The sequence below is a fragment of the Flagellimonas ulvae genome (assembly GCF_049333175.1).
Classification (GTDB): Bacteria; Bacteroidota; Bacteroidia; order Flavobacteriales; family Flavobacteriaceae; genus Flagellimonas.
Genome location: NZ_CP186325.1, coordinates 1,986,188 through 2,011,374 on the forward strand (window position 1 = coordinate 1,986,188; position 25,187 = coordinate 2,011,374).

Sequence of the window (25,187 nt, forward strand, 5' to 3'; positions counted from 1 at the left end):
ATATATATTTGCCACAAATCTAATGAAGAATGAGTCTAAATAAAAATAATTATCTGATTATTTTTCTTCTCCTAACCTGCTCTGGTCTGTTGGCCCAAGAAGAGCTAAAAAAAGACTCCATTCTTACTGAAAATCTAGATGAAGTGGTAGTAACCGCTACCCGAACCATACGCCAATTGTCTTCTCTACCTCTTCCAGTAACACTTATTCCCAAAAAACAAATTGAACGGTCTGGAGTAACACGGTTGGATGAAATCTTAGAGGAACAAACGGGAATTGTACTGACTCCCGATGCAACCATTGGAGGTGGTGAAGGGGTTCAAATTCAAGGCATTGCCTCAGACTATATCTTGGTTTTAATTGATGGGGTACCTGTGGTGGGGCGCAGTTCAGGAAACTTGGACCTAAGCCGTTTTGCAATAGGCAATATCAAACAAATTGAGGTAGTTAAAGGACCTTCTTCTGCCCTATTTGGGTCCGAAGCCCTCGGTGGAGTCATCAATATTATTACCGAAAAACCTAACACTTCAAAAATAAGCGGACAAGTAACACATCGTGCCGCTGCTTTCAACAACCAAAACACGACAATAAGCATTAACCAGCGGAACAAAGAATTAGGATATTCTATTTTCGTAGACCGGTTGAGCACGGATGGATTTGACCTTGCCAACGGTGATGAAGGTCAAACGATTAACCCTTTTTTCAATTACACATTTAACGGTAGGGTATTCTACGATTTCTCCGATAAACTTCGAGCTTTCGCTTCAGGACGCTATTTTCTTCAGGATTTTGAAGTCCCTTCTGGAACCAGTGAGGAACGTGATGGAAATGTACAACTACGGCTGGACCATAAATTATCGGAAAAATCACAATTTGAATATGAGTTTTATTACACTAACTATGCTACCAACGAACAGAGCGTAGATCCAATTAACAACGAGGTTCTTTTGGACAATGATTTTAACCAAAAATTGTTCCGTCCAGAAATTCGGTTCAACAACTCGTTCGGAACGAGCAACACCCTAACCTTAGGGGGCGGTTACAATTTTGAAACATTGGACCGTTCCCTTTTTGCCGAACAGGTATCTTTTGACTCACAATACGTATTTGCCCAATATGATTTTAAGCCCTTTGAAAAACTGAACGTAATCATTGGGGCCAGATTTGACAATCATAGTGTATACAATTCCCAATTAAGCCCAAAAATATCGGCCCGATACGCCATCACGCCCAATTTTTCCATAAAAGGCTCCGTAGGAAGTGGGTTTAAAGCACCAGACTTCAGACAATTATATCTGGACTTTACCAATGCCCAAGGAGGTAATTACTCCGTATTTGGAAAAGAAGTAGAGCTGCAGGGCCTGGAAAGACTCATAGCTAATGATGAAATCATTACAGACAATACAGGCAGCCCTATATTGCCAGTACCTCTTGAAGACTTGGGCGACCCTTTAAACGCAGAAAGTTCTATTGGTTACAACTTGGGGTTTGCGTACAACAAAGGAAAATTTAGGGGGGACGTAAACTTCTATCGCAACGATTTTACGGATTTAATCGATACACGAATATTGGCCACCAAACGAAATGGTGCGAATGTGTTTGGGTATATAAATCGAGAAAGTGTCTACACCCAAGGTCTGGAGGTTGACCTAAAGTATGAAGCATTGGAAAACCTCAGTTTTTCAGCGGGGTATCAACTCCTTTATGCCTTTGATAAAAATGTGGAAGATGAGTTGGAGGAAAACGGGGGTTTTGTTAGAGATCCTGAAACGTTACAGACTGTGGAAATTAGCAGGGATGACTATTTTGGCCTAGAGAATCGCTCAAGGCATACCCTAAACTTTAAAACTTTCTTGGAGATTCCTCAATGGGATGCCAACGCCAACCTTCGTGTGGTATACCGAAGTAGGTTTGGACTTGCAGACCGCAATGGCAATGGATATCTCAATGATTTTGACGATTCTTTTGTAGATGGCTTTGCCTTGGTCAATCTTTCCTTCGGAAAAACCTTTTTTAAGTACTACCAGGTTCAATTAGGGGCAAATAATCTGCTGGACTTCAAAGGAGAAAACCCTTTTTCAACAGCTCTTAACCAAATTCAGGTGAATCCTGGAATACAATTTTTTGGAAGATTAAATATTCAATTTTAAAACAGAGATTACTATGAAAACCACCTTAAAACTATTCAGTTTATTTTTTATGCTTACGGCCTTTGTAGCCTGTAGCGATGACGATAATGATGAACCACAGTTTATTGCCGTGCAAAGCAGCACAGCCAGCAATATTCCAGCACCCCAAGTAGGTGGTTTTGGACAAGGGGAAATTAGCGGGCCGTTTACCAAATTTAGCTTCGCTACTGGTGCCGTGACGGAAAGTGACACCGAATGGGACATTGCCTTTAGAGGTCTTAGAATTATTGTAAATGGTGGTACTGAAACCGGAACCAATGATGAACCCATTCGAAACGGTAATGCAGGAGCAGCCATTGTAGATGGTACATTTGCCAGTGTCACTTCAGCAGATGGATTGACCTTTGCTCAAGACGAAACAGGTGCCTTTGCAATTCCTGCGGGTAGCGACAATGGTTGGTACAACTACAATCAACCACTAAACATTGTTTCCCCATTACCTGGAAAAATTCTCGTTTTTAGAACCCATGACGGTAAGTTCGCCAAAGTGGAGATATTAAGCTACTATAGGGATGCTCCAACTGAAATTACCGAGGAAATAGCAAATAACGACTTCAGGTTTTATACGTTCAATTACGTATACAACCCTAATGAAGGTGAAACTGATTTAACAGCCCAATAAAATGAAAGTAGTATTTATTGCACTTCGTCTACTCTTAGGAGGTTTCATGATCTATGGAGGTATCCAAAAGTTCCAAAAACCCATTCCTTCGCCTATCGAAGTAGTGGAAAAGGCCGAAAAATTCAAAGCACCCGAAAAAGAAAGTACCCTTCAAAAAATATTGTATATCAGCGGGGCCAAGCAAACCGGTTATTTCTGGGAAGTACTTGGCATTTGCGAACTACTTTTTGGACTCCTACTTGTATTTCAGGGCACTGGATTTATAGGCGCATTATTCCTCCTGCCCATAACCCTTCATATTTTCTTGTTCCACCTATTTCTAGAATCTGACGAAATGGGTGAACTCCTACAAACCGGGGGGCTTTTTGCCATAAACATCATTTTGGTGTTAAAGGAGCAAAAAAAATGGAAACACCTGCTATGGATAAAACCTATTTAATAGGTTAATTTAGTTTGTTCAGTAAAGCGGAATCTAAAGACTCCGCTTTTTTTTATGCTTTATAGGCGTCTTTCTTCTTCGGTAATTGCAATATCATTGATGCTCGCAAAACGCTTCTTCATCAGGCCTTTTTCATCAAACTCCCAGTTCTCGTTACCGTATGCTCTAAACCACTGGCCTTCTCCGTTCTGAAACTCATATTCAAATCGGACCGCAATACGGTCATCTCCATGGGCCCAATATTCCTTTTTTAACTTATAGTTATGCTCTTCTTCCCATTTTTCGGTAAGAAATTGTTGAATCTCTTCCCTCCCATTGATAAACTGGGAACGATTACGCCATTCGCTATCTAAGGTATATGCTTTGGATACTTTAACAGGGTCTTTGCTGTTCCAGGCATCTTCGGCCATTTGGATTTTTTGTTTGGCTGTTTCCAAAGTAAAAGGTGGCACGGGTTGTTTTATTTTTTCGTTTTCCATTGTTTATTTTGATGTGTATAAGTTTAGTCGTTGACAGAGCTTAATACTGACTTTTTCATGACAACTGAGAAGTCCAACCCAGATTTTTTCTCATAAAAAATAACAGATAAATCGTAACTTATCCATGCTTGCTACATTGCAGCTCTAATGACCCCAATTCAACCTCATGAAAACAAGCTCTATCCGAATAAGCCTAGTTACCGTTTGTTGTATCACTGCTGCGAGCTGTTTTAATCTTCAGCATGTAACCGATTATTCACTATCCGCTTTGGAAGGTGTTCAAAACTTTGAGAACATTCATTACGGCTTTGCACAAAGTTGTTCAGACCGATGCATCTTTAGGAAAACCAATGATTTTGTTGTTGATAAGAATACGTGTGGCTGTCTCTCCGAAAAAAAAGCGGATAGCATAAACTTGAAGATTTATCATGCGGTTTATGGCTACTTTGAAAGCCTTGCCCTTCTTTCTGACAACGATTTGGCCACGTATAAAATCGAAGCTCTTGAAAATGCCTTAACAGAAGGTGATTTTGGTTCTATTAAAATTGAAAAGGAACAAGTTGCTTCCTATTCCCAAGTGGCACAAATCCTCTTCCGCGCATTTGGAGATACCAAGCAAAAAAACAAAATCAAGACCTATGTCACCAAGGCGAATGAACCCATAAAGGAGTTACTGGCCTATCTCGATTTTAACCTTTCCTCCAATCTGTACGGTAAACTTGAGGTCGAAAAGGAACGAAATCAGTCCTATTTCTTTGATTTAACCAAAAATGATGCACTAACCTTGTTTGAAAAGCGACGGGCAACCCAAGAATATTATCAAAGATTGAATGAGATTAAAAAGAAGCAAAACCAACTTCTGATCTATTCCCGAACGCTGCAAAAGGTTTCGGACGGGCATCAAGAACTGTTCGAGAACATTGAGACGTTAAAAGCGAAAGAAATCAAGCAATTGCTTTTCAGCTATGCCAATGAAATCGATATTGTCATCACCCAATTCAAAAAAACCGAGTAATGCCTAGACTTAACTCAAAACAAATAAATGAACTGGCCAATCGATTCTTGGCATTGGCCCAGTCCATAGGGGATTATCGTATGAAACATTTTGATGCCTTGACCAAAGCCCAAAATCGAAAAATAAGAGAGTCCCACAGGAGGATTCTTACCTATTCCGATGACCTCTTCACCATGTCAGCCACTTTAGTGATGACCAATGTGGAGGATTCCTTGGCTCGAATCGCCAACATTACGGAGAAGATTACCCACACCTACAAAAACCTGCAAAACGTTCAAAAAGCCATTAGCATAGCCGCCGGTGTAGTTACGGTGGGCGCCTCCATTTTTAGCAGAAGTCCTTTAGCGATTTTGGATGCCTTAGGGAAGTTGGAGAAGACTTGGGATGCTTGAAAAGAGGTTTTGACCTCTTCAACTTAGTACTTTGTCCATTTCATTTTCCTTTCCAGAATCTTTTATCTATCTTGTTCTCAGCATATTCCCTCTCGCTTTTAGAAAAAGCTCCCCCTAACACATACTTACAATTATGAACAAATACAAAACGCTGCATCTGTGGATGTTTATCCCCATGGTGTTGATGCAATTCGGGATTTTTAGGGATTACTGGGGTGATTTTACCGAAAACGCGTGGTCGGTTCACATTCACTACTGGACCGGAACCATCTGGTACCTCTATCTGATTCTTCAACCCTATTATGCCACCCACGGAAAGCTAGAAAGACACCGCACCAATGGAATTATTGGGATGTTCTTGGCCGGAGGAGTGTGCATCACTGCTTTTAGCATGCTGTACAGGGATATTGTGAATGCCGACCGTTCTGCAGAACTTCGAGATGCCTTTGGCCCTTTTGAACCATGGTTTTTTATGGGAGTAGCGGCTGTTGAAATTGTAATGATCATTGCTTTTGGTTATGCTATTATCATGAGTATCATCAAACGGAAAAACTTGGAAGATCATGCTTGGTGGCTGATTACCACAGTATTCATCATTATGATGCCGGCCCTGGGCCGAGGTATACAGAATGTATTTGTTTTTTCACAGTTTGAAAATTGGCCCAATATTCCCATTATGCCTCCTGTGTATTTTACTCAAGGTTTGATTATTCTTCTAATTCTCTTAGCCGCCTGGAAATATCAAAAACTAAAACACCCTGCTACTTACTTGGCGGTTTTTGTTAATGTTTACACGTGTTTTTTGGAACCCTTGGGCCGTTCCGAAGCGGTGGATACTTTTTTACGGTATGTTATTAAAGGGTGACACTCAAAATTGAGTGAAAACTATCATTTTTTTAGACTTTTGAACAGGTGTATTTGACCAATAAGATTTATCTTTTCGTGGAATTCGATTATCAACCTTTATGAAGAAATTACTTTTTATTGCATTGTGCATGTTTTTTTCCCAATACTTCGTTCAAGCTCAAGATAGCATACCATCAAGCAAAGAGATTGAAATGAAAATTAAGTTATTAGGCTATCGTTTTTATCAGGACGGGGAACGAATAACTTGGAAACAACTAGTTTCAGCAACAGAATCCGTAAATGAGGCCAATAAGCTTCTCAAGCGGGCTAAATGGCAAAATTTACTTTCGAACATTCTAGCTTTTTCTGGAGGTGCTTTGATAGGCATTCCATTGGGACAACAGTCGGCTGACCGAGAACCTACTTGGGAACTTGCCTATATTGGCGGTGCTATTGCAGCCGTGAGCATACATTTATCCTTCAGGGCTTTCAACAATGCAAATAAAGGGGTGGATTCCTATAACCTTGCTGTTAAATCAACTGCAGACAATAGGTTTCAACCTGAATTTCAAATCGTTGCAAATGGAAATGGACTAGGCTTCGCTATGAAATTTTGAAGATCATACTAATAGTAAGAGCATATATTTTTAGACTTACTTTCGTAAAGCTGTCCCAAACCCTTCGACAGTTATAATCAAAATAGGACCATGAAGCCACCAAAGCATATTCTGCCTACTATTGTAATTGCACAATTTTTTTGCACTTCGCTTTGGTTTGCTGGGAATGGTGTGCTCACCAGCCTTATTACTGAGCTTCAGGTAAATGAAAGCTTGGGCAATATTACTGCATCGGTCCAATTTGGATTTATTGTAGGAACTCTCCTTTTTGCCCTACTAACACTTACTGACCGTTTTTCACCTTCCAAGGTATTTCTATGGAGTGCCCTTTTAGGAGCGTTGTGTAATCTGACTTTAGTTTGGCAGACCACTGGATGGACCATTCTCTTATCCCGCTTTTCAACTGGCTTTTTCTTAGCGGGGATCTATCCCGTAGGGATGAAAATCGCTTCGGACTATTTTGATAAGGGTTTGGGTAAATCCTTGGGATATTTGGTAGGAGCCTTGGTTGTGGGTACAGCCCTGCCCCACTTTCTAAAATGGCTCACCGCACTTTTCCCTTGGCAATATGTGATTTATTCTACATCGGCACTGGCAGTCCTTGGAGGATTGCTTATGGTTCTTTTGGTGCCTGATGGCCCTTTCCGAAAACCCAGTCAACATTTAGATTTAACCGCCTGTTTTTCCATTTTTAAGAAGAAGGATTTTAGGGCAGCAGCTTTTGGATACTTTGGCCATATGTGGGAACTCTACACCTTTTGGGCTTTTGTCCCAGTTTTGCTTGGAATTTATACTGAATGGCATGGTATCTACTTATTTCGAATTTCTTTTTGGTCATTTTGGATTATTGCCATTGGTGGATTGGCTTGCGTAGTGGGGGGCTACATCTCCCAACGTAAAGGGGCAAAACCAACCGCCGCAACCGCCCTGACACTTTCAAGCATCTGTTGTTTGGTCTCCCCTCTTATCCTCATTCACGCAACCTTGCCTATTTTTATCGCTTTCTTATTGTTTTGGGGCATGGTTGTTATAGCCGATTCTCCCTTGTTTTCCACTTTAGTGGCTCAGAGTGCTCCTCCAAACGTGAAAGGTACCGCGCTAACCATTGTCAATTGTATAGGTTTTTCCATCACTATAGTGAGTCTTCAAGTAATTGGTGTTCTTCAAGAAATTATACCGCCCCATTATCTTTTCATGATTCTGGGAATTGGACCTGTGTTGGGACTTTGGGGACTCTATAAAAAATAGATACGCTTCAAAAACCAACCCCGTGGTCTTTAAAATTCCGTAAATGAAGTTCTTGCTACCAGAAAACCCCCAATTTTTTTAAGGATTTATTACAATGGAAAAAGTGCTAGATTCTGTAAATTGTAAGTTCTCACCAACTAGCCCTAACCCTTACGATTTTGCAGATGATGTAAATAACATTTACATCCGCACTGCACTAAGATTATTGTTAACCATGGTTTTATATTGATACAATCTGGTTAACCCTTTTTAAATACTTATAATAAAAATTTGAGAATTGTATCAACCCCAAAAATTAAACTACTATGGCCAAAGTAAAAGTTCTACTAGAGTTAGCTCAGCAGACCTCCAATTCATTTGAAACATTTGAACTTAATTGTCAATCCGAAGCGGAAAGCGTAAAGGAGTCTGAAAAAATGCTGACTGACATGTCCGGACTAGGGATAGAGGTTACAGGTGAGTTTGCACCTATTCCCATGTATGAGGGAAAAACATATACAAAGGCTTTATCCGAGTTTTCGGTTGCTACTACAAATAGCGATATGGAATCTTCTTCGATAGTAATCCCCTGTCAATTTGATTATAAGCACTATGACGAAATTCAAAATCGGAAAGATGTAAAAATCTGGCCAAACTCCCCATTGACGCTATTTGATAATGGACAACCATCGGAACACATTTTAGACCTTGCCAATTCTGCTCTTGGATTGGATTGTCGTCCCTTTAGGGAAGGTGTCTCGATTGATGATATTCGCACCCTTCTTTCCGTTGAATCCATTTGGAATGAAGGATTTAGAGGTCAAAATATCGTCATAGGAATTGTTGATGAAGGGGTCAATAGCGAAGTCTATCCCGTGGTTGGGGGATTTTCTAGGGCCGGAGCCAGCAGACAACCAGGAGATGCCCCGATAACCAGCCATGGTTCCATGTGTGCTGCAGATGTCCTTGTGGCGGCCCCCGCTTGTAAAATTTATGACTACCCATTTTTAGGAGTTCAAAATTCGGGAGGGGCAATGGCCAAGTTTCAAGCCATTTTAAATCAAAGGAGAATTGATGGGACCCCCCATATCACCAACAACAGTTATGGATTTGTTGGAAAACCTGACAAACAACTTTCCCCAAGACATGAAGTTTGGGATATAAACCATCCCATACACAGAAAGGTTCGGGAATTGGTCAGTGCGGGCATTCATATGTTTTTTGCAGCAGGCAATTGTGGGCAGGAATGCCCCTCAGGAAGTTGCCTTCCTTCTGGTATTGGCCCGGGCAATTCAATACATGCTTCCAACAGTTTAGAAGAAGTAATCACTGTTGCAGCGGTAAATAGCAGACACGAAAGAATTGGGTATTCATCTCAAGGACCTGGAGGTTTTTTCAATGAAAAACCAGATATCGCCGCTTATTCTCATTTCTTTGGTAATTTTGGTCCGGAAAGACCTGGAGGAACATCTCAACCCTATGACAACGGAACTTCGGCGTCTACTCCAGTTGCGGCTGGCGTTGCTGCGTTATTATTGAGTTCTTTTCCTAATTTAAGTCCAAAGGATTTAAAGGATGTTTTAATACAAGGAGCGATAAATTTGGGCAGCCCGGGTTGGGATGCTAATACTGGATATGGAGTTATCAATGCAGGCAGTGCCTATAGGAGTCTGTGTAGGGAACTATAGATTGTTTTATTCATGAATTGGCTTATCGTTATACCGAAGAAAACAGACCTAAAGAAGTTAAAGGAAACTTTAGCAAAGATGGAGGTTGAATTCGATGATGAATTATCCCATACTGAATTGGATGATACTGACTATGTCATGGAAGTAAAGGCAGATTCGGATTTTCCCAAAAAGCTTGAGGTTATGGATGCGTCTCTAAAAGTTTATCCCAATTCTGAGATTGATTTGTACTAGGAATTTTGAATCTAAAACTCACAATGCTGAACGGCCTCGATGGTCTTATCCAAATCGGAATAGCTAAGGGCATCATTTAAAAAATAGCTTTCAAAGGCCGATGGAGGTAAATACACACCCTGTTTCAGTATTCCATGAAAGTATTTTTTGAAGCTATCATTGTTTCCTTTGGCAGATGATGCGAAATCGACGACCGGTTCTTCACAAAAATGTACCGAAACCATACTACCAAAACGGTTGATTTGATGTGCGACCCCTCTTTTTGTGAGTACATCGGCGATTCCTTTATGCAAATATTCGGTTTTATCGGCCAAACTGGTAAACACTTCAGGTTTATTGTTCAGTTCAGTGAGCATGGCCAATCCAGCACTCATCGCCAAGGGATTTCCGCTTAGGGTTCCAGCTTGATAAACAGGTCCTTCCGGAGCCAAATGAGTCATAATTTCAGCTTTGGCGGCAAAAGCCCCTACAGGTAATCCACCCCCAATTACTTTTCCAAACATAACGATATCGGCATCTATACCCAGTGCCTCTTGAGCTCCGCCTTTTGCTAATCGAAATCCGGTCATCACCTCATCAAAAAGCAATAAAATACCTTCTTTGGTGCACAGTTCGCGTAATCCCTTTATGAATTCGTCCGAGGGAATAATGCAACCCATATTTCCGGCTACAGGTTCTAAAATGATAGCTGCAATCTCACCTTGGTTCGCATTGACCAAAGCCTCTACACTTTCCAAATTGTTGTAATCCGCCAAAAGGGTGTCCTTTGCTGTACCTTGGGTAACGCCTGGACTATTTGGGCTTCCAAAAGTAACCGCTCCGCTCCCGGCCTGAATCAAAAAGGCATCGGAGTGTCCATGGTAGCATCCGGCAAACTTGATGATTTTATCCTTTCCAGTATACCCCCTTGCCAAACGAACGGCACTCATACAAGCTTCGGTACCACTGTTCACAAAACGAATTTTATCAATGTTAGGAACCATGGAAACTGCCAATTGAGCAAGTTCTGTTTCAATTTCGGTTGGCATCCCAAAAGAAGTTCCTTTTTTGGCTTTTTCAATCACCGCATTAATTACCGGTTCGTAGGCGTGACCCAGAATCAGTGGCCCCCAGGATGCGATAAAATCTATCAATTGATTACCGTCCTCATCATATAAATACGCCCCTTTGGCCTCTTTTACAAAAATGGGGTCGCCCCCAACTGCTTTGAATGCTCTAACCGGTGAATTTACCCCTCCAGGGATGTATTTTTTGGCTTCAGCGAACAAGGCGCTGCTTCTTTGGTAAATCATTTGGATTTCTCTTTCCTAATATTGAGTACTTGTCCTATGGATATGGTATTGTTGCTTAGGTTGTTCAGACGCTTCAAATCATCAACAGAAATAGAATACTTTTTTGAAATGGCGTACAACGTATCTCCTTTTTGGACTTTGTGGGTAAACACATCGTATTCTTTGGGTTGCCTAGCCGCATCCAGTCCTCCTCGTACCACTTCATCATCATAACTGTCCAAATCGTACCGTTCAATAAGTGCAATCAGCTTTTGTGGATATTTTCTATCCGTAGCATATCCAGCTTGTCGTAATCCATGGGCCCATTTCTTATAATCATCCCTTCTGTAATTGAACAAAAACTTATAACGCGAGCGGGTTGACAAAAAGATGCTGTGGTCCCTAAACGAGTACATAGGATGGTTGTATTTGCGAAAGCACTCCCCTTTAGCATCGTCATCGTGAAAATCAAACTCACCGTCCCAACCGGTATGACATTTAATCCCAAAATGATTGTTGGTTTTTCGAGTAAGTTCACCACGACCAGAACCACTTTCCAAGATACCCTGTGCAAGCGTTATACTGGCAGGAATACCAAAGGCACGCATTTCGTATTGTGCTATTTCCTTGAAGGTTTCAATATATTCTTGGGTATCAGCTATGGGAAACTTCACAAATTGGCCAGGGTTGGCCGGCATAGGATACAATTCTGCTTCGGTGGGACCATCTTTCCCAAGGTATTTATTGGGGTTTCGGTCTTTTTTTACTTCAACAACAGGTTTAGCTTGACGTGCCACTGCTCTTCTTTTCGATTTACAAGCCGTAAACACCAAGACCAGTGCCAGCACATATCCAATTCTCCTAATCATACGTCCAATAGCGGTAAATTTCTTCTTTTCAATGTTAGGTTCATACCTTTTATTCCTTGCAATCCTCCTGTATGGATGGCCAAAATTTGGATTCCTTTTTTAAAAGTGTCTTTTTTTATCAAATCAAAAATACCAAAAACCATTTTTCCAGTATAAACCGCATCCAATGGGATTCCAGTTTCTTTTTTAAAGGCATTGATGAAAGCAATCAGGCTTTTATCCACTTTGGCATATCCTCCAAAATGATACTCTGAAAGTAATCTCCATCTATCATTCTGAACAAATTTACGGATATCTTCTTTTAGAAAATCTCCTTTAAGTGCCGGAAAGCCTAAAACAGTTTGATGGGAATGGGACGCATTGATAAGTCCTGCAATAGTGCCTCCGGTACCAACACAACAACAGATGAAATCAAAATATTGGTCAGATTCGGTTAAAATCTCTTCGCAACCCTTTACCGCGAGTGTATTGGTACCACCTTCAGGAATCAAATAAAAGGGACCGAAGGTTTCTTTGAGCCCAGATACAAAATCATGAGTTCCTTTATCTCGATATGATTCCCGCGACACAAAATGCAATCTCATGCCATGCTCTTGGGCCAACTTTAATGTTGGGTTTTCTCTCCATTTATCTTTCAACTCTTCTCCCCTAATCACCCCAATGGTTTTTAATCCTGCTTCCTTTCCGGCAAAAGCTGTGGCAGCAATATGATTGGAATAGGCTCCTCCAAAAGTCAGCAGTGTGTCAAATTCCTTTTTTATCGCTTCTTTGAGATTGTATTTTAACTTTCGATACTTGTTTCCCGACACAAAAGGATGGATGGTATCTTCCCTTTTTATAAAAAGCCGGATTTGCTTTTCCTTAAGTTCTGGGAGCACTACTTCTTGATTAGAAATGGCAGATGGATTCATTTATCGAACCAAGTAATCCAAAAAACTAAAAGCACTTCTATTGGAAAGGTATTCTGGGTTTTTTTCATTCGCATATGCTTCTCTCTCAAAACTTATGTTTTGATAAGCTCGGTAGCTATCCAGATACAATATCGTACGTAATATCCACTCAGCAACATACAAAAGATAAAAGGGCACAATAAAAAGTTCTCTTTGTTGACGCAAATGGATACGTTCATGATTAATCAGCACTTCATCATTTTTCAGCCCATCTTCCTTAAGGATTATAAAGGGCCAAAGGGACAAGCCTACGTAATTGCGGTAAAAGAAGTGCTTGAAGATAACAATCATAGCAAAAATCTTACATCCAAAGATAACTGTTAAAACAGTGAGAAAGTATGTACACCCGATGAATAACATTAACATTTTCGGTGAATAACACAATTAAGTTGTCTATTCCATTTTTTAGGTGGTCTCATGGGTTTGGGTTATTTTTAAGGTATCAATGATGGATTGTTTATGAAAAAGCGGATTCCCTTGGAGGAAGGGGATTATTATCTCTCCGAAAAGGGGTATAAGGTGTTTACAGAAAAGTACCATTTAAAGCGCGGTTATTGTTGTGAGAGTGGTTGCAGGCATTGCCCATATGGCTATAACAAAAAAACGAATAACCGCTCTATTTAGCTTGGTTTTCGGCATAATATTTGTGATGTCCTATTCAAGGATTCAATGAACTCAAAAAAAAAGTACTATGAAAAGATTAAAACAATTTACACTCCCCATTTTGGCTCTGGTTTTTTTAGCTTCCTGCTCATCGGTAAGAGTAGTAACGGACTACGATAAGGAAGCGAACTTTAATACTTATAAGACCTATGCTTTCTACAAAACAGGCATAGACAAAGCCGAGATTTCGGATTTGGACAAAAAAAGAATTCTTAAAGCAATCGATACAGAGATGGCTGCTAGAGGTTTTGCAAAATCCAAACAACCGGATGTTTTGGTAAGCATTTTTACCAAAGAACGGGAGCGTGTTGATGTATACAACAACAACTTTGGATTTGGATGGGGCGGCTTCGGATGGGGAGGAGGATTCTACAATCCTTGGCTTTTCGGTCCTGGTTTTGGCTGGGGTGGTGGTTTTGGACCTAACGTTTCCACGCGCACTGAAGGATCACTTTACATTGACGTGATAGACACCAAGAATAAGGAACTGGTATGGCAGGGCCGCGGTGTAGGTACACTTAACAACATCAAAAACATTGAGAAAAAGGAAAAGAGAATCAAGCAGTTTGTTGCTGAAATCCTAGAAAAATATCCTACGGCCTCACAATTGGCCTCTAACTAAAGTATTATAACCGCCCTTTAAGGGCGGTTTTTTTATCACAACTCTCCTTTAAGCGCAAAGGATTTCGTATTTTTAAGGCTACCAAATTTTCAATGATGGCATACGAGTCAAACCCCATATTGGACAAGCTTCCCACACATCTCAAGCAATTTATAAAACCTCAGGATTATGAGCAGTATTCAGCCGTAGACCAGGCAGTATGGCGATATGTAATGCGGAAGAATGTGGACTATCTCAGTAAAGTGGCCCACAGTTCTTATGTAAATGGTTTGGATTTGACGGGAATCTCTATTGATGACATACCAAACATGTATGGTATGAATCGTATTCTCAAGGAAATTGGTTGGGCCGCTGTTGCCGTGGACGGATTTATTCCTCCTTCTGCATTTATGGAGTTTCAAGCTTACAATGTGCTAGTGATTGCTTCGGATATTCGACAATTGGAAAACATTGAATATACCCCGGCACCAGATATCATTCATGAAGGTGCAGGACATGCACCAATCATTGCAAATCCTGAATACGCAGAATATTTGAGACGTTTTGGTGAAATTGGCTGCAAAGCCATCTCGAGTGCAAAGGATTATGAACTATATGAAGCGGTAAGGCATCTTTCCATTATCAAAGAGGCTCATGGAACCCCGGAGGAAGAAATCGAGACTGCTGAGAAGCACATTGAATATCTTCAAGAAAATATGGGAACGCCTAGTGAAATGGCGCTCATTCGAAATTTGCACTGGTGGACTGTGGAGTATGGCCTTATTGGGACTTTGGAAAACCCCAAAATCTATGGAGCGGGCTTGCTTTCCTCTATTGGAGAAAGTGAATGGTGCTTAAAAGACGATGTCGTAAAATTACCGTACACCTTAGAAGCCGCGAAAACGCCTTTTGATATTACCAAACCTCAACCGCAGCTATTTGTTACCCCAAACTTTGCTCACTTAAGTCAAGTTTTGGAAGATTTTGCAAATACTATGGCTTTAAGGACCGGAGGGCTTTCAGGAGCTCAAAAACTCATTGAATCCAAAGCCTTGGGCACTGTTGAATTAAGTACGGGAATACAGATTTCCGGGCAGTTCCACAGCATAATCGAACATAAAGGAGAACCCATTTATATTAGAACTGTAGGTTCTACAGCTTTAGCATACAGGGAAAAAGAATTGGTTGGTCACGGTATTTTAGAGCATCCTGAGGGATTTGGCTCTCCCATTGGCAAATTAAAAGGTATCAATTTGGCAATTGAGGACATGAGTCCAAGGGACTTACGCGCCTACAACATCTTTGAAGGGGAAAAAGTATCCTTGGAATTTGAAGGCGGAGTAATCGTTGAAGGAATCATTGTTACTGGCACACGAAATCTACAGGGAAAAATTATTCTTATCACCTTTAAGGACTGTACGGTAACCCACGATGGCACCTTACTTTTCTTACCTAATTGGGGATACTATCACATGGCCGTTGGCCAAGAAATAGTTTCAGCCTACAATGGCCCCGCAGATTTAAAAAGCTTCAATTTGATTACCCACGAACTCACGGAAACCACCATTAAGGTTAAAAAAGATACCAAAAGACTTCAGTTAGAAGATTATTATCAGCGAATTCGTGATTTGAGGACGAGAAAAAACACTACAGTTTCCATGAGCAAAGTTTTTGATGAAGTACAAGAAGAGCATCCCTTAGATTGGCTCTTACCTGTTGAAATCTATGAGCTGGCCAAGAAAAAAGAAAATGAAAAGCTTCAAAAGGAAATACTGAAGCATTTAGAAAACGTGAAACTGGAAAACCCTTCCGTGGGCCGTCTTATTGATGATGGTATTGAATTAGTCAATCATAGTTTTACCAAGGTCCCGTAAGACATCCTCGCTCTTAATTTCTTCATCATTATAAACCAAGGTCCAACCCATAGACTGAGTGAGTATATAAATTTTGGAAAGTTCACTCAATAATCTGTTTTCAGCATTGGTCACCAGTGATGATGTCTTGACCTTTTTTAAGAGCGATGCTTTTATAGTATCCTTTATTTGATTGTAATCGTTGGCACTAAACTGATTGAAGTAGTCAGCCTGCATATCATAATATTCAAAATCAGGATGGATGTTAATTTCGGGCTGAGGCAAATTTTGGAGTTTTAGAATCCTATTCTCTTCATCCAATTCATACTCCAGTTTACTTAAATCATAACCTATGGTTACTTCGGCATTGACCACTACCAACGCCTTTTTTTCTGCAGTAAACCAAGTACCGAAAAGCTCTTTGGACTCTTTGTAATTATATACTTCCGAAAAATGACCTTCGGACACAATCAGCTTGGAGACATTCTTTATTTGCTGCTGAATAAGCATGGAACTCTCCTTTAGCATCCTTGTCTGCTCTTTATCTTCGGAGCAAGACTTATATATAAATACTGATGCCAGTGCAATTAAAGCTCCAGCAAGTACTTTTTTCATGTATCGAATTTTATAGAAGGGTATTTTTTTTGAAGATACTCAATTTTTACACGAAGGTTTTTTTCAAAAGTTTTGTGTGCTTCGGAATTTGGATTGAATGCTCTGTGTGATACTCCTTTTTGAATGGACTGCACCTCATTCATAATGCTATAAACTTCTTCAGAAATCCAAGTTGACATGAACTTTTCCCAGATATAGTCAATGGCAAGCCCATTGGGATGCACCATATCTGAATCATAAAATCGGTAGTCACGAAGTTCGTCCATCATAATTTCGTAAGAAGGAAAGTAGTTCACGTTTTCATTCTGCAACTGGTGTATTGCTGCAATCAAATGAGCCTTGCTCAACTGATTTTCCACAAACCCATCCTTCAAATGGCGTACTGGGGAAATAGTGAATATGCATTCAGCATTTTTGGTTACAGAATGAACCAACTGAATCATACGATGTAAGGAAGCAACAATTTCATCGATACCCAACAGCTTCTTTTCAAATTCTTTTTGGGGGACTTTATGACAGTTGGCGACTATAACATCCCTTGTCAAATGCCGATACACCCAAGCTGTTCCCAAAGTAATAATCACATGCGAAGCCTTTTCAAGCTGGGTTTTGGTTTTTAAGAGCGCGTTGTTCAGCGTATCTATTAGGTTTTCCCCTGAGTTCTGCCCCACACTGGAATGTGCATCAAAAGTTAGCCAGCGCTCCTGAAACTCAAAAATATCCGAAGCATCATACTTTTTATCAGTTAAGGCACGTGTTATCAGTTTTTCAATGGCCAAAGGATGAAATAAGATTCCAAAAGGATTTTGAGTTGATTGAAACTTAAAATAGGAAAATTTATCTCCAATATTTTCAGAAAAACATGAACCCATCAGAAAAATTGTGCTAGTATAATCGATGGAGTTTTGGGCTTTACTAAGGGGAACCGATGTCTGTAATTTCATCTTTTATCAACTATTTGCAATTATCGATATTCACAATCATTTCTCGGTATTGTTCCTCGAGCTGCTCCTCCAATTGGTCCATGAAGGTTAAAACGCGAACAAGATCATCAATCGATTTATTGCTGAGAGCTTCTGTGGCTTTGCGAAGTTCGTTTTGCACAAGTTCTTGGGTGTTGTACATGCCCTGCATCCTATAAAGACAATCGAAACCAAATTCATGAAATATTCCGGTGGATTTAGATATATCCCATGCTATGCTGCTCAAATCAGTAATATCAAGGTTAATAAATGTATCCCCTTCATACTTATATTTCCCATCCACAGTAGGCACCGAATCTATCGCAGTAAAAAAGTGCGCATATTTTCCAACAAAACCTCTCATAATCTCGGGGTCAAGAACCAAATCCTCTTCTTCATTCTTTAGGCTGTCCAATTCTGTGTAAAAAAGAGGTATTTTCTGGTTTTGTTCCCTGCTGTCCAAAAGTTGTTGAAGGTTGTTTTCAACTTCTTCCTTGATTTTGGTAAGTGCGATTTCTTTATCCTTTTGAATGGTCTTGGAAGAATTCCAATCATTGAACCATATGGCAAGATTAATGCCCACGAAGATCAAGAGAATTTCACCAACAATATACTTCCAATTCATGGTTCTCAATTTAAAGAATCGCATGTTTTTGCTTTATTCGGTCACAAGACCCCTGGCATGTTCAAAGGCCTCTTCAATACCTGATGGTTTTTTTCCCCCTGCTGTTGCAAAAAAGGGCTGTCCACCTCCTCCGCCTTGAATGAATTTTCCAAGCTCCCGAACAATCTGGCCAGCATTCAGTCCCTTATTGGACACCAAATCCTTCGAAATGTAACAGGACAACAATGCTTTTCCATCCTTATCCGCCCCCAGTAAGAGGAACAGATTGGATATTTGGTTCCCCATCTCAAAGCTCATATCCTTAATGGCAGCAGCATCTAAATCGACCTTTTTGGCCAAAAATTGAATCCCGTTGATGTCCTTTAATTCAGCAACAAGTTCGTTTTTCAGTCCCTTTGCCTTGTCTTTGGAAAGCTGTTCCACTTGTTTGCGCAACGATGCAATTTCATCTTGAAGACTCTCAACGGCCTTAACCGGGTCTTGAGCTTTGTTTAAGAGGTCTTTTATTTCGTAGAGCATGCGGTTATTGTCAAAATAGAACTTTTTGACCGCATCCGAAGTAATCGCTTCAATTCTTCGGATACCAGCAGCTACCGCGCCTTCCGAAACTATTTTAAAGTGCCAAATATCCCCAGTGTTCTTCACATGGGTACCTCCACAGAGTTCAATGGATTGACCAAAACGTATGGTTCGGACCGTATCTCCATATTTTTCTCCAAAAAGCGCCATAGCGCCATCTGCCATGGCTTCTTTAATGGGCACATTTCGACTTTCTTCCAACGGAAGCTGTCCCTCAATACGTGCATTCACAAAATTTTCCACATCCCGCAACTCCTTCACAGATAGCTTGGAGAAATGGGAAAAATCAAAACGCAAATACTTGGAATGTACTGCGGAGCCTTTTTGCTCCACATGACCGCCCAATACCTCTCGAAGTCCCTGATGCAACAAATGTGTAGCTGTGTGGTTGCTAGCGGTTCGCCAACGTTGTTTTTTATCTACCGAAGCCTTGAAAGTTTCTGAAATATTCTTTGGCAAGGTTTCCGAAAAATGAACAATTTCATTATTCTCTCTTTTGGTGTCTATAATATAGGTTACGTCTCCATTGGGGGCTTCCAAATACCCTTTATCCCCAACTTGACCGCCACCTTCCGCATAAAAAGGCGTTAAATTAAAAACCAATTGATATTGATCACCATCCTTTTTCGTATTTACTTTTCGGTACTTTACAATTTTTACCTCGGTTTCAAGGCTGTCATATCCAATAAACTCCTGTTCCAAGTCCGAAGCAAGAACGGTCCAATCTTCTTTGGAAATCTCTGAAGCTGCCCTTGAACGGTCTTTTTGCTCTTGGAGAGCTTTGTCAAAACCTGCTTTATCCAGTTGAAGACCTTTTTCCTCAAGAATCAATGCGGTTAAATCGATAGGGAACCCAAAGGTGTCATAAAGTTCAAAGGCCTTTTCACCCGAAATCGTCTTGTCCTTTGAAGAAGCTATTATCGAATCCAAAAGCACAAGCCCCTGTTCCAATGTCGAAAGAAATGAGTTTTCCTCCTCCTTAATTACATTTTCAATCAGCTGATACTGTTCTTTTAATTCAGGAAAGGATTTGCCCATCGTTTCACCCAAAACCTTGACCAACTGGCACATAAAAGGTTTGGAAGTATCCAAAAAAGTAAATCCATATCGAATGGCTCGACGTAAAATTCTACGGATTACATAGCCTGCACCATTATTGCTTGGTAATTGTCCATCCGCGATAGCAAAACTTACCGCTCTGGCGTGATCGGCCACAACGCGAATGGCAATATCCACATCTTCGTTGTTGCCGTATTTATGCCCGGTTATGGTTTCAATCTCTCGGATAAGCGGAGTGAACACATCAGTATCATAATTTGACCTAACCCCTTGCAGGACCATGCAGAGACGTTCAAAACCCATACCTGTATCCACATGCTTTTGGGGAAGACTTTCCAGAGTTCCGTCTGCCTTTCGATTGTATTGCATAAAGACCAAATTCCAGATTTCTACTACTTCCGGATGGTCTTGATTCACTAATGTTGCACCAGGCACTTTAGCTTTCTCCTCTTTGGAACGTATGTCTACGTGAATCTCAGAACAGGGGCCACATGGGCCTTGGTCGCCCATTTCCCAAAAATTGTCCTTTTTGTTGCCCATGATAATTCGGTCTTCAGGCACAATCCTTTTCCATAAATCAAAAGCTTCTTTATCCATTTCCAGATTATCCGCATCATCACTTCCTTCAAAAACCGAGACATAAAGACTGTCTTTATCAATTTTATAGGTCTCTGTAAGCAATTCCCAAGCCCATTCAATAGCCTCTTTCTTAAAATAATCACCAAAGCTCCAGTTCCCCAACATCTCAAACATGGTATGATGGTAGGTATCTTTGCCAACTTCTTCCAAATCATTGTGCTTTCCACTTACCCGAAGACATTTCTGAGTATCTGCAACTCTTTTGGACTTAGCCTCTGAATTTCCCAAGAAAAATTCCTTGAACTGGTTCATACCTGCGTTGGTGAACATCAGTGTGGGGTCATCTTTAATGACCATGGGGGCTGATGGGACAATCTTGTGTTCCTTCCCCTTGAAAAAGTTTAAAAACTGGGCTCTAACTTCTTGGGACGTCATTGGATTTGCTAGGGTTTTATTAAATTTAACACTTTGTGCAAAACAATCTTTATATTTGTTTGTTTTGATAAAAAAGAATGGGCAAAAATAGGATAATTTCCCTTCATGCATAAAGTTAAATACTATTACGATCCGGATACGCTCTCGTATCGAAAAATAGAACCCAAGAAGTCGAGAAAATATAGAAATCTCACCTTCTTAATTCTAGGGTCTGCCCTTTTTGGTTTTTTATCACTCATTGTTTTATTGAATACCAGTTGGCTAAATACTCCCAAGGAGCTTTCTTTGGAAAGGGAAGTAAAAAATTATGAGCTTCAATTTGATATTCTTAACCGGAAAATGGAGCAGATTGAGCAGGTTTTGGCCAGTATCGAAGATAGGGACAACAATATCTATCGTTTGTATTTTGAGGCTAATCCTATTCCTGAGGAACAGCGCAGGGCCGGTTTCGGAGGTATTAATAGATATAAGTCCTTGGAGGGTTTCAATAATTCGGAAATCATAGTCAATGCCACTAAGCGACTGGACATAATCCAAAAACAAATGGTTATCCAATCAAAATCGTTGGATGAAATTGCCAAGCTTGCGGAAGAAAAAGAAAAACTGTTAGCATCTATTCCTGCAATACAACCTGTTCGTAACGAAGACCTTAAACGAATGGCATCAGGATTTGGATGGCGTTCCGACCCCTTTACCAAAGCACGAAAAATGCATTGGGGCATGGACTTTACAGCTCCTAGAGGTGTGCCAATTTACGCGCCTGGAGATGGAGAAGTGATTCGCGCAGACAATAGGTCATCAGGGTATGGCAAGCATATTCGACTCAACCATGGTTACGGATATATGACCTTGTATGCCCACCTAAGCAAATACAACGTAAGTGTTGGTCAAAAGGTCAAGCGAGGAGACTTGATTGGTTTTGTGGGCAATACTGGACGTTCTGAAGCCCCTCACTTACACTACGAAGTTTGGAAAGATGGCGAGCGTATCAATCCTATTAACTTCTATTATGGAAGTTTGACGGCCGAAGAGTTTGAAAACATGCTCAAGTTTGCCAACCAAGAGAATCAATCCCTTGATTAATGCACATAGACCTTCCTGAAAAGCGGTACTACGGCATTGGCGAAGTGGCCAAAGCATTTGGTGTAAATACTTCATTAATTCGTTTTTGGGAAAAGGAGTTTGATGTGCTTCAACCAAAAAAGAACGCTAAGGGAAACAGGAAATTCACCCCAGAGGACATCAAAAATCTACAACTCATCTACTATCTGGTGAAAGAACGCGGGTTTACCTTGGAAGGCGCCAAAATCCATTTAAAAGAAGAAAAACAAAAGACACTTTCCAAGTTTGAAGTCATTCAAAAACTACAAATGGTAAAGGCTGAACTTCTTAAGATCAAAGACCAATTGTAGCTGTAACAAAATTGCCTTTTTGAACACCTATCAAATAACTATAATAAACACTTAAAAAAAGAAACATGAAAAAATGGCTTATTCCCTTAATTGTAATTGGAGTTATCATTTTTGGCTTGGTAAGCTGGTATGTAAACACCAACAATAATCTAGTTAATATGAAAGGCCAAGCTACTAAACAATGGGCCAATGTGGAGAGTTCGTATCAGCGCCGTAGTGATTTAATTGGAAACTTGGTCAAAACTGTACAGGGCGCTGCAGATTTTGAAAGAGGAACCCTTACTGATGTTATTGAAGCGAGAGCCAAAGCAACTAGCACTTCCATCGACATAAACAATCTTACTCCTGAAAAGCTAGCAGAATTTCAGCAAGCACAAACCGGACTTTCATCTGCACTTTCAAGACTATTGGTCACTGTGGAACGCTATCCAGACATAAAAGCCAACCAAAACTTCCTGGAACTACAGTCCCAGTTGGAAGGTACCGAGAACAGAATCAATGTGGAACGAAATCGTTTCAATGATTTGGCAGGGGAATACAACATTAAAATCCAACAAATCCCAACAAATTTCATTGCCAGTATCGCAAATTTCGAGGCTCTTGCCCTCTTCAGTTCCAAACCAGGAGCGGAAGATGCCCCTGATGTTGATTTTCAATTTGATTAAATATGTCAGAAGTTGAACAGTTTCTTTCTGCCGAGGAAGAGCAGGAAATAGTCAATGCCATTCTTGAAGCCGAAAAAAATACTTCGGGAGAAATACGAGTTCATATTGAGAGTAGTACCAAAATAGACCACTTCAGTAGGGCACAGCAGGTCTTCCATTTTTTGAAAATGGATAATACCAAAGATGAAAACGGAGTGCTCCTATATGTGGCGGTGGAGGATAAAAAATTTGTTATTTACGGAGATAGCGGCATAGATAGAGTGGTTCCCAGAGGTTTTTGGGAAAGCACCAAAGAAATCATCTCCACCCACTTTAAGAATGGACATTTTAAAAAAGGAATTGTGGAAGGCATTCTTGTCGCCGGAAAAGAATTAGAGGCACATTTTCCATGGCAACATGGAGATACCAATGAATTGAGCGATGCGGTTTCCAAGGGTTAGTTTTCTTATACTTTTTCTATGTGTCAGCACCATAAGTTGGGGGCAATTCGCCATTCCAGAAAAGCCTAAAAAACAGACTAGTGTCTATGATTATGTGAATCTCCTCAAGACTTTGGAGAAAACTACTTTGGAGCAAAAACTTATTCGTTATTCAGATAGCACCTCAACACAAATTGTAGTGGCTATTATTAGTTCTACAGAAGGCGAAGACATCAATTTTTTAGGAGCACAATGGGGGCAAAAATGGGGGATTGGTCAAGCTCAGAAAGATAATGGGATTCTTATCCTGTTAGCTAAGGATGACCGCCGTATTGCCATTAGCACAGGTTATGGTGTAGAGGGTTCCCTTACGGATGCTCTATCAAAGCGCATTATAGAATCCGTTATAATCCCAGAGTTTAAGAGAGGAGATTATTATAGTGGCCTAGACAAAGGCAGTGAAGCCATTTTTCAATTACTTAGCGGTGAATTTGATGAAGAACGCACTTTTTCCGATGGACCGGATATTCCTTTAAAAGCACTTCTGCCATTTATCATATTCTTCATCATTCTTATTATTTTGTCCCGTAAGAACAGAAATAACAAAGGAGGCAACAATCGAGGAGGAAGAGGTTCTGGATTGGACATTTGGGACATGATTATATTAAGTAATATGGGACGTAGCTCTCGCTCTTCTGGGGGTGGATTCGGTGGAGGTGGTTTTGGATCTGGAGGATTTGGTGGAGGCTTCGGTGGAGGCGGCTTTGGAGGTGGAGGCGCCTCGGGTGGCTGGTAGAAGTTTATACCCACTTGAAATAAAGGCTAGTAGAGAAGCAACTATTCAAAAAAGAGCCATCTTGTTCAAAATCTTCATACATGGTACAAAGAAAGGTTTCATTCCTATTTTTAATACTTTTATTGTTTTCTCAATCTTGTTTAGAAGACGAAGTTGATTGTGCAGCTGTTTTATGTGCAGGACCACCTTCAATTGGGCTTGAAATTCTTTTGGATGGCGAAAATATTTTTCTAAACCACACTTATACTCTTGATGATGTTTCTTTAACAGGAGTTACAACCAGTGAAGTAAGGACTACACTATTTTTCGAACCGGCCACTCAAAAAACAGTACTAGTGTTATCCTTGGTTTCAGTCAATCTAGATTCTTTTGAATTTGCAGTTAACCTTAGTGATGATTTCTCAATCAACATAGATATGGATACTTCGCTCACTCCAGCTGGAGGATGTTGTGGTGGAATTCCAATATTGGAGACGCTGCAAATAGATGGTGTTGAACAAGATTTAGCAACATTCACCTATACAATCAATCTAAATTGATCAGGTTATTTTTTAATCCGCTTTGCGGTAAAATATTTTGTTGACCACTTTCCACTGCCCATCAATCTTCAATAGATTCATAAAATCGATAAATGTAAAGGTGGGGTACTCTATTTCCAATCGCGCATTGGCTGCATGACCAGAAATTGTGATATTGGCTATACGGGTTTTTCTATCTTGTTTGGGTTTTGAAGCATCCATTCCGGAAAAGAATTCCAAAGCATTTACTTCTTTGTAGCCATCTTTTGTGATGTATTTCATGGTTGCCGTTTCATGAAAGGCCTTTTTTAAGGTTTCATAATCATTATTGGTTCCTCCCTCCAAGTAATAATTTACCGTCTGGACCACTAATTGATAATCGGATTCTTGAGCCTGACATACTGAAAAGGCACTTGTCAAAAGAAATACAAACAGAAGTGTACGTAACATATTTACTCGTTTTTTGGTTGAAAATATCTGAAAGTATTAATAATATGAATGACAAAATCCTAAATATTTCATAAGGTTTCATCCAATCAAAAGAGCAGTCCGTAAATGCTTATATACC

General features: G+C 40.3%; 29 protein-coding genes. 19 read left to right on the forward strand and 10 right to left on the reverse strand.

The annotated features are described in order from the left end of the window. Positions 1-29 precede the first annotated feature (29 nt). Genes ACOKFD_RS09150 through ACOKFD_RS09160 form a run of 3 tightly spaced genes read left to right on the forward strand, consistent with a single transcriptional unit; the run spans position 30 to position 3,250 of the window. Complete coding sequence (locus ACOKFD_RS09150; protein ID WP_422860933.1) at positions 30-2,150, forward strand: TonB-dependent receptor plug domain-containing protein; 2,121 nt, start codon at positions 30-32, stop codon at positions 2,148-2,150. Between the two features lie 13 nt (positions 2,151-2,163). After that, positions 2,164-2,811, forward strand: a complete 648-nt coding sequence (locus ACOKFD_RS09155) for an HmuY family protein (RefSeq protein WP_298997499.1) — start codon at positions 2,164-2,166, stop codon at positions 2,809-2,811. A gap of 1 nt (position 2,812) precedes the next feature. Further along, positions 2,813-3,250, forward strand: a complete 438-nt coding sequence (locus tag ACOKFD_RS09160; RefSeq protein ID WP_422860934.1) for a DoxX family membrane protein — start codon at positions 2,813-2,815, stop codon at positions 3,248-3,250. A 59-nt stretch (positions 3,251-3,309) separates the two neighbouring features. On the opposite strand, the gene ACOKFD_RS09165 is transcribed toward ACOKFD_RS09160, so the two are convergent. Continuing rightward, on the reverse strand, positions 3,310-3,729 hold the full coding sequence (locus ACOKFD_RS09165; RefSeq protein WP_422860935.1) for a DUF1348 family protein: 420 nt from the start codon (positions 3,727-3,729) through the stop codon (positions 3,310-3,312). A 166-nt stretch (positions 3,730-3,895) separates the two neighbouring features. Here ACOKFD_RS09165 and ACOKFD_RS09170 point away from each other — a divergent pair, with 166 nt between their 5' ends. The 7 genes from ACOKFD_RS09170 (at position 3,896) to ACOKFD_RS09200 (ending at position 9,748) form a co-directional block, all read left to right on the forward strand. Next, the gene (locus tag ACOKFD_RS09170; protein ID WP_422860936.1) at positions 3,896-4,744 is read left to right on the forward strand and encodes a hypothetical protein; all 849 of its coding nucleotides are present in this window, start codon (positions 3,896-3,898) and stop codon (positions 4,742-4,744) included. Next, the gene (locus ACOKFD_RS09175; RefSeq protein ID WP_422860937.1) at positions 4,744-5,136 is read left to right on the forward strand and encodes a hypothetical protein; all 393 of its coding nucleotides are present in this window, start codon (positions 4,744-4,746) and stop codon (positions 5,134-5,136) included. Before ACOKFD_RS09170 ends, ACOKFD_RS09175 begins: the two co-directional genes overlap by 1 nt. Before the next feature lie 133 nt (positions 5,137-5,269). Continuing rightward, the gene (locus ACOKFD_RS09180) at positions 5,270-6,001 is read left to right on the forward strand and encodes a hypothetical protein (RefSeq protein WP_422860938.1); all 732 of its coding nucleotides are present in this window, start codon (positions 5,270-5,272) and stop codon (positions 5,999-6,001) included. A 100-nt stretch (positions 6,002-6,101) separates the two neighbouring features. Then, positions 6,102-6,599, forward strand: coding sequence for a hypothetical protein (locus tag ACOKFD_RS09185; RefSeq protein ID WP_422860939.1), 498 nt, complete (start codon positions 6,102-6,104; stop codon positions 6,597-6,599). Positions 6,600-6,689: 90 nt separating this feature from the next. Next, the gene (locus tag ACOKFD_RS09190) at positions 6,690-7,847 is read left to right on the forward strand and encodes an MFS transporter (RefSeq protein WP_422860940.1); all 1,158 of its coding nucleotides are present in this window, start codon (positions 6,690-6,692) and stop codon (positions 7,845-7,847) included. A gap of 305 nt (positions 7,848-8,152) precedes the next feature. Next, a complete protein-coding gene (locus ACOKFD_RS09195) occupies positions 8,153-9,514 on the forward strand; it encodes a S8 family peptidase (protein ID WP_422860941.1) in 1,362 nt (453 codons plus the stop codon). A gap of 12 nt (positions 9,515-9,526) precedes the next feature. Continuing rightward, entirely contained in the window at positions 9,527-9,748 is a 222-nt protein-coding gene (locus ACOKFD_RS09200) for a hypothetical protein (protein WP_422860942.1), read from the forward strand. 11 nt (positions 9,749-9,759) lie between these two features. On the opposite strand, the gene hemL is transcribed toward ACOKFD_RS09200, so the two are convergent. Genes hemL through ACOKFD_RS09220 form a run of 4 tightly spaced genes read right to left on the reverse strand, consistent with a single transcriptional unit; the run spans position 9,760 to position 13,129 of the window. Next, positions 9,760-11,040, reverse strand: a complete 1,281-nt coding sequence (gene hemL, locus ACOKFD_RS09205; RefSeq protein ID WP_422860943.1) for a glutamate-1-semialdehyde 2,1-aminomutase — start codon at positions 11,038-11,040, stop codon at positions 9,760-9,762. After that, entirely contained in the window at positions 11,037-11,888 is an 852-nt protein-coding gene (locus ACOKFD_RS09210; protein WP_422860944.1) for a glucosaminidase domain-containing protein, read from the reverse strand. Before ACOKFD_RS09210 ends, hemL begins: the two co-directional genes overlap by 4 nt. Further along, on the reverse strand, positions 11,885-12,799 hold the full coding sequence (locus ACOKFD_RS09215; RefSeq protein ID WP_422860945.1) for a 1-aminocyclopropane-1-carboxylate deaminase/D-cysteine desulfhydrase: 915 nt from the start codon (positions 12,797-12,799) through the stop codon (positions 11,885-11,887). The genes ACOKFD_RS09210 and ACOKFD_RS09215 overlap by 4 nt, the downstream gene beginning before the upstream one ends. Next, positions 12,800-13,129 (reverse strand): hypothetical protein, encoded by a 330-nt coding sequence (locus ACOKFD_RS09220; protein WP_422860946.1) that lies wholly within the window; start codon positions 13,127-13,129, stop codon positions 12,800-12,802. Between the two features lie 168 nt (positions 13,130-13,297). Between ACOKFD_RS09220 and ACOKFD_RS09225 the strand changes: the two genes are divergently transcribed. The 3 genes from ACOKFD_RS09225 (at position 13,298) to ACOKFD_RS09235 (ending at position 15,976) form a co-directional block, all read left to right on the forward strand. After that, the gene (locus ACOKFD_RS09225) at positions 13,298-13,462 is read left to right on the forward strand and encodes a DUF5522 domain-containing protein (protein ID WP_422860947.1); all 165 of its coding nucleotides are present in this window, start codon (positions 13,298-13,300) and stop codon (positions 13,460-13,462) included. Positions 13,463-13,529: 67 nt separating this feature from the next. Further along, positions 13,530-14,123 (forward strand): DUF4136 domain-containing protein, encoded by a 594-nt coding sequence (locus tag ACOKFD_RS09230; protein ID WP_422860948.1) that lies wholly within the window; start codon positions 13,530-13,532, stop codon positions 14,121-14,123. 95 nt (positions 14,124-14,218) lie between these two features. Next, entirely contained in the window at positions 14,219-15,976 is a 1,758-nt protein-coding gene (locus ACOKFD_RS09235; protein WP_422861016.1) for an aromatic amino acid hydroxylase, read from the forward strand. On the opposite strand, the gene ACOKFD_RS09240 is transcribed toward ACOKFD_RS09235, so the two are convergent. Genes ACOKFD_RS09240 through alaS form a run of 4 tightly spaced genes read right to left on the reverse strand, consistent with a single transcriptional unit; the run spans position 15,944 to position 20,809 of the window. Continuing rightward, the gene (locus tag ACOKFD_RS09240; RefSeq protein ID WP_422860949.1) at positions 15,944-16,570 is read right to left on the reverse strand and encodes a DUF4230 domain-containing protein; all 627 of its coding nucleotides are present in this window, start codon (positions 16,568-16,570) and stop codon (positions 15,944-15,946) included. The two genes, ACOKFD_RS09235 and ACOKFD_RS09240, sit on opposite strands and share 33 nt — an antisense overlap. Then, positions 16,567-17,514, reverse strand: coding sequence for a GSCFA domain-containing protein (locus ACOKFD_RS09245; protein WP_422860950.1), 948 nt, complete (start codon positions 17,512-17,514; stop codon positions 16,567-16,569). The genes ACOKFD_RS09240 and ACOKFD_RS09245 overlap by 4 nt, the downstream gene beginning before the upstream one ends. 10 nt (positions 17,515-17,524) lie before the next feature. Next, positions 17,525-18,157: a hypothetical protein gene (locus ACOKFD_RS09250; protein ID WP_422860951.1), complete on the reverse strand. Its 633-nt coding sequence runs from the start codon at positions 18,155-18,157 to the stop codon at positions 17,525-17,527. Positions 18,158-18,190: 33 nt separating this feature from the next. Beyond that, the gene (gene alaS, locus ACOKFD_RS09255; protein WP_422860952.1) at positions 18,191-20,809 is read right to left on the reverse strand and encodes an alanine--tRNA ligase; all 2,619 of its coding nucleotides are present in this window, start codon (positions 20,807-20,809) and stop codon (positions 18,191-18,193) included. A 105-nt stretch (positions 20,810-20,914) separates the two neighbouring features. On the opposite strand from alaS, the gene ACOKFD_RS09260 reads away from it, so the two are divergent. From ACOKFD_RS09260 to ACOKFD_RS09285, 6 genes are all read left to right on the forward strand, one after another. Then, positions 20,915-21,892, forward strand: coding sequence for a M23 family metallopeptidase (locus ACOKFD_RS09260; protein ID WP_422860953.1), 978 nt, complete (start codon positions 20,915-20,917; stop codon positions 21,890-21,892). Further along, a complete protein-coding gene (locus ACOKFD_RS09265; RefSeq protein ID WP_298997442.1) occupies positions 21,892-22,221 on the forward strand; it encodes a MerR family transcriptional regulator in 330 nt (109 codons plus the stop codon). Before ACOKFD_RS09260 ends, ACOKFD_RS09265 begins: the two co-directional genes overlap by 1 nt. A gap of 65 nt (positions 22,222-22,286) precedes the next feature. Continuing rightward, entirely contained in the window at positions 22,287-22,886 is a 600-nt protein-coding gene (locus ACOKFD_RS09270; RefSeq protein ID WP_422860954.1) for a LemA family protein, read from the forward strand. A 2-nt stretch (positions 22,887-22,888) separates the two neighbouring features. Next, positions 22,889-23,326 carry a TPM domain-containing protein gene (locus ACOKFD_RS09275; RefSeq protein WP_422860955.1) on the forward strand — a complete coding sequence of 146 codons (438 nt, stop codon included), beginning with the start codon at positions 22,889-22,891 and terminating at the stop codon, positions 23,324-23,326. After that, positions 23,307-24,101, forward strand: a complete 795-nt coding sequence (locus ACOKFD_RS09280; RefSeq protein ID WP_422860956.1) for a TPM domain-containing protein — start codon at positions 23,307-23,309, stop codon at positions 24,099-24,101. Before ACOKFD_RS09275 ends, ACOKFD_RS09280 begins: the two co-directional genes overlap by 20 nt. A gap of 80 nt (positions 24,102-24,181) precedes the next feature. Further along, positions 24,182-24,640, forward strand: coding sequence for a hypothetical protein (locus ACOKFD_RS09285; RefSeq protein WP_422860957.1), 459 nt, complete (start codon positions 24,182-24,184; stop codon positions 24,638-24,640). 12 nt (positions 24,641-24,652) lie between these two features. Here the strand turns inward: ACOKFD_RS09285 and ACOKFD_RS09290 are convergent, their stop codons facing one another. Continuing rightward, a complete protein-coding gene (locus ACOKFD_RS09290; protein ID WP_422860958.1) occupies positions 24,653-25,069 on the reverse strand; it encodes a nuclear transport factor 2 family protein in 417 nt (138 codons plus the stop codon). Positions 25,070-25,187: the final 118 nt, after the last annotated feature.

Excerpts from the sequence above, each read along its gene's own strand:
- ACOKFD_RS09150 (WP_422860933.1), top strand. The coding sequence starts at position 30 with ATGAGTCTAAATAAAAATAATTATCTGATTATTTTTCTTCTCCTAACC.
- ACOKFD_RS09155 (WP_298997499.1), top strand. The coding sequence starts at position 2,164 with ATGAAAACCACCTTAAAACTATTCAGTTTATTTTTTATGCTTACGGCC.
- ACOKFD_RS09160 (WP_422860934.1), top strand. The coding sequence starts at position 2,813 with ATGAAAGTAGTATTTATTGCACTTCGTCTACTCTTAGGAGGTTTCATG.
- ACOKFD_RS09165 (WP_422860935.1), bottom strand. The coding sequence starts at position 3,729 with ATGGAAAACGAAAAAATAAAACAACCCGTGCCACCTTTTACTTTGGAA.
- ACOKFD_RS09170 (WP_422860936.1), top strand. The coding sequence starts at position 3,896 with ATGAAAACAAGCTCTATCCGAATAAGCCTAGTTACCGTTTGTTGTATC.
- ACOKFD_RS09175 (WP_422860937.1), top strand. The coding sequence starts at position 4,744 with ATGCCTAGACTTAACTCAAAACAAATAAATGAACTGGCCAATCGATTC.
- ACOKFD_RS09180 (WP_422860938.1), top strand. The coding sequence starts at position 5,270 with ATGAACAAATACAAAACGCTGCATCTGTGGATGTTTATCCCCATGGTG.
- ACOKFD_RS09185 (WP_422860939.1), top strand. The coding sequence starts at position 6,102 with ATGAAGAAATTACTTTTTATTGCATTGTGCATGTTTTTTTCCCAATAC.
- ACOKFD_RS09190 (WP_422860940.1), top strand. The coding sequence starts at position 6,690 with ATGAAGCCACCAAAGCATATTCTGCCTACTATTGTAATTGCACAATTT.
- ACOKFD_RS09195 (WP_422860941.1), top strand. The coding sequence starts at position 8,153 with ATGGCCAAAGTAAAAGTTCTACTAGAGTTAGCTCAGCAGACCTCCAAT.
- ACOKFD_RS09200 (WP_422860942.1), top strand. The coding sequence starts at position 9,527 with ATGAATTGGCTTATCGTTATACCGAAGAAAACAGACCTAAAGAAGTTA.
- hemL (WP_422860943.1), bottom strand. The coding sequence starts at position 11,040 with ATGATTTACCAAAGAAGCAGCGCCTTGTTCGCTGAAGCCAAAAAATAC.
- ACOKFD_RS09210 (WP_422860944.1), bottom strand. The coding sequence starts at position 11,888 with ATGATTAGGAGAATTGGATATGTGCTGGCACTGGTCTTGGTGTTTACG.
- ACOKFD_RS09215 (WP_422860945.1), bottom strand. The coding sequence starts at position 12,799 with ATGAATCCATCTGCCATTTCTAATCAAGAAGTAGTGCTCCCAGAACTT.
- ACOKFD_RS09220 (WP_422860946.1), bottom strand. The coding sequence starts at position 13,129 with ATGATTGTTATCTTCAAGCACTTCTTTTACCGCAATTACGTAGGCTTG.
- ACOKFD_RS09225 (WP_422860947.1), top strand. The coding sequence starts at position 13,298 with ATGAAAAAGCGGATTCCCTTGGAGGAAGGGGATTATTATCTCTCCGAA.
- ACOKFD_RS09230 (WP_422860948.1), top strand. The coding sequence starts at position 13,530 with ATGAAAAGATTAAAACAATTTACACTCCCCATTTTGGCTCTGGTTTTT.
- ACOKFD_RS09235 (WP_422861016.1), top strand. The coding sequence starts at position 14,219 with ATGGCATACGAGTCAAACCCCATATTGGACAAGCTTCCCACACATCTC.
- ACOKFD_RS09240 (WP_422860949.1), bottom strand. The coding sequence starts at position 16,570 with ATGAAAAAAGTACTTGCTGGAGCTTTAATTGCACTGGCATCAGTATTT.
- ACOKFD_RS09245 (WP_422860950.1), bottom strand. The coding sequence starts at position 17,514 with ATGAAATTACAGACATCGGTTCCCCTTAGTAAAGCCCAAAACTCCATC.
- ACOKFD_RS09250 (WP_422860951.1), bottom strand. The coding sequence starts at position 18,157 with ATGAATTGGAAGTATATTGTTGGTGAAATTCTCTTGATCTTCGTGGGC.
- alaS (WP_422860952.1), bottom strand. The coding sequence starts at position 20,809 with ATGACGTCCCAAGAAGTTAGAGCCCAGTTTTTAAACTTTTTCAAGGGG.
- ACOKFD_RS09260 (WP_422860953.1), top strand. The coding sequence starts at position 20,915 with ATGCATAAAGTTAAATACTATTACGATCCGGATACGCTCTCGTATCGA.
- ACOKFD_RS09265 (WP_298997442.1), top strand. The coding sequence starts at position 21,892 with ATGCACATAGACCTTCCTGAAAAGCGGTACTACGGCATTGGCGAAGTG.
- ACOKFD_RS09270 (WP_422860954.1), top strand. The coding sequence starts at position 22,287 with ATGAAAAAATGGCTTATTCCCTTAATTGTAATTGGAGTTATCATTTTT.
- ACOKFD_RS09275 (WP_422860955.1), top strand. The coding sequence starts at position 22,889 with ATGTCAGAAGTTGAACAGTTTCTTTCTGCCGAGGAAGAGCAGGAAATA.
- ACOKFD_RS09280 (WP_422860956.1), top strand. The coding sequence starts at position 23,307 with ATGCGGTTTCCAAGGGTTAGTTTTCTTATACTTTTTCTATGTGTCAGC.
- ACOKFD_RS09285 (WP_422860957.1), top strand. The coding sequence starts at position 24,182 with ATGGTACAAAGAAAGGTTTCATTCCTATTTTTAATACTTTTATTGTTT.
- ACOKFD_RS09290 (WP_422860958.1), bottom strand. The coding sequence starts at position 25,069 with ATGTTACGTACACTTCTGTTTGTATTTCTTTTGACAAGTGCCTTTTCA.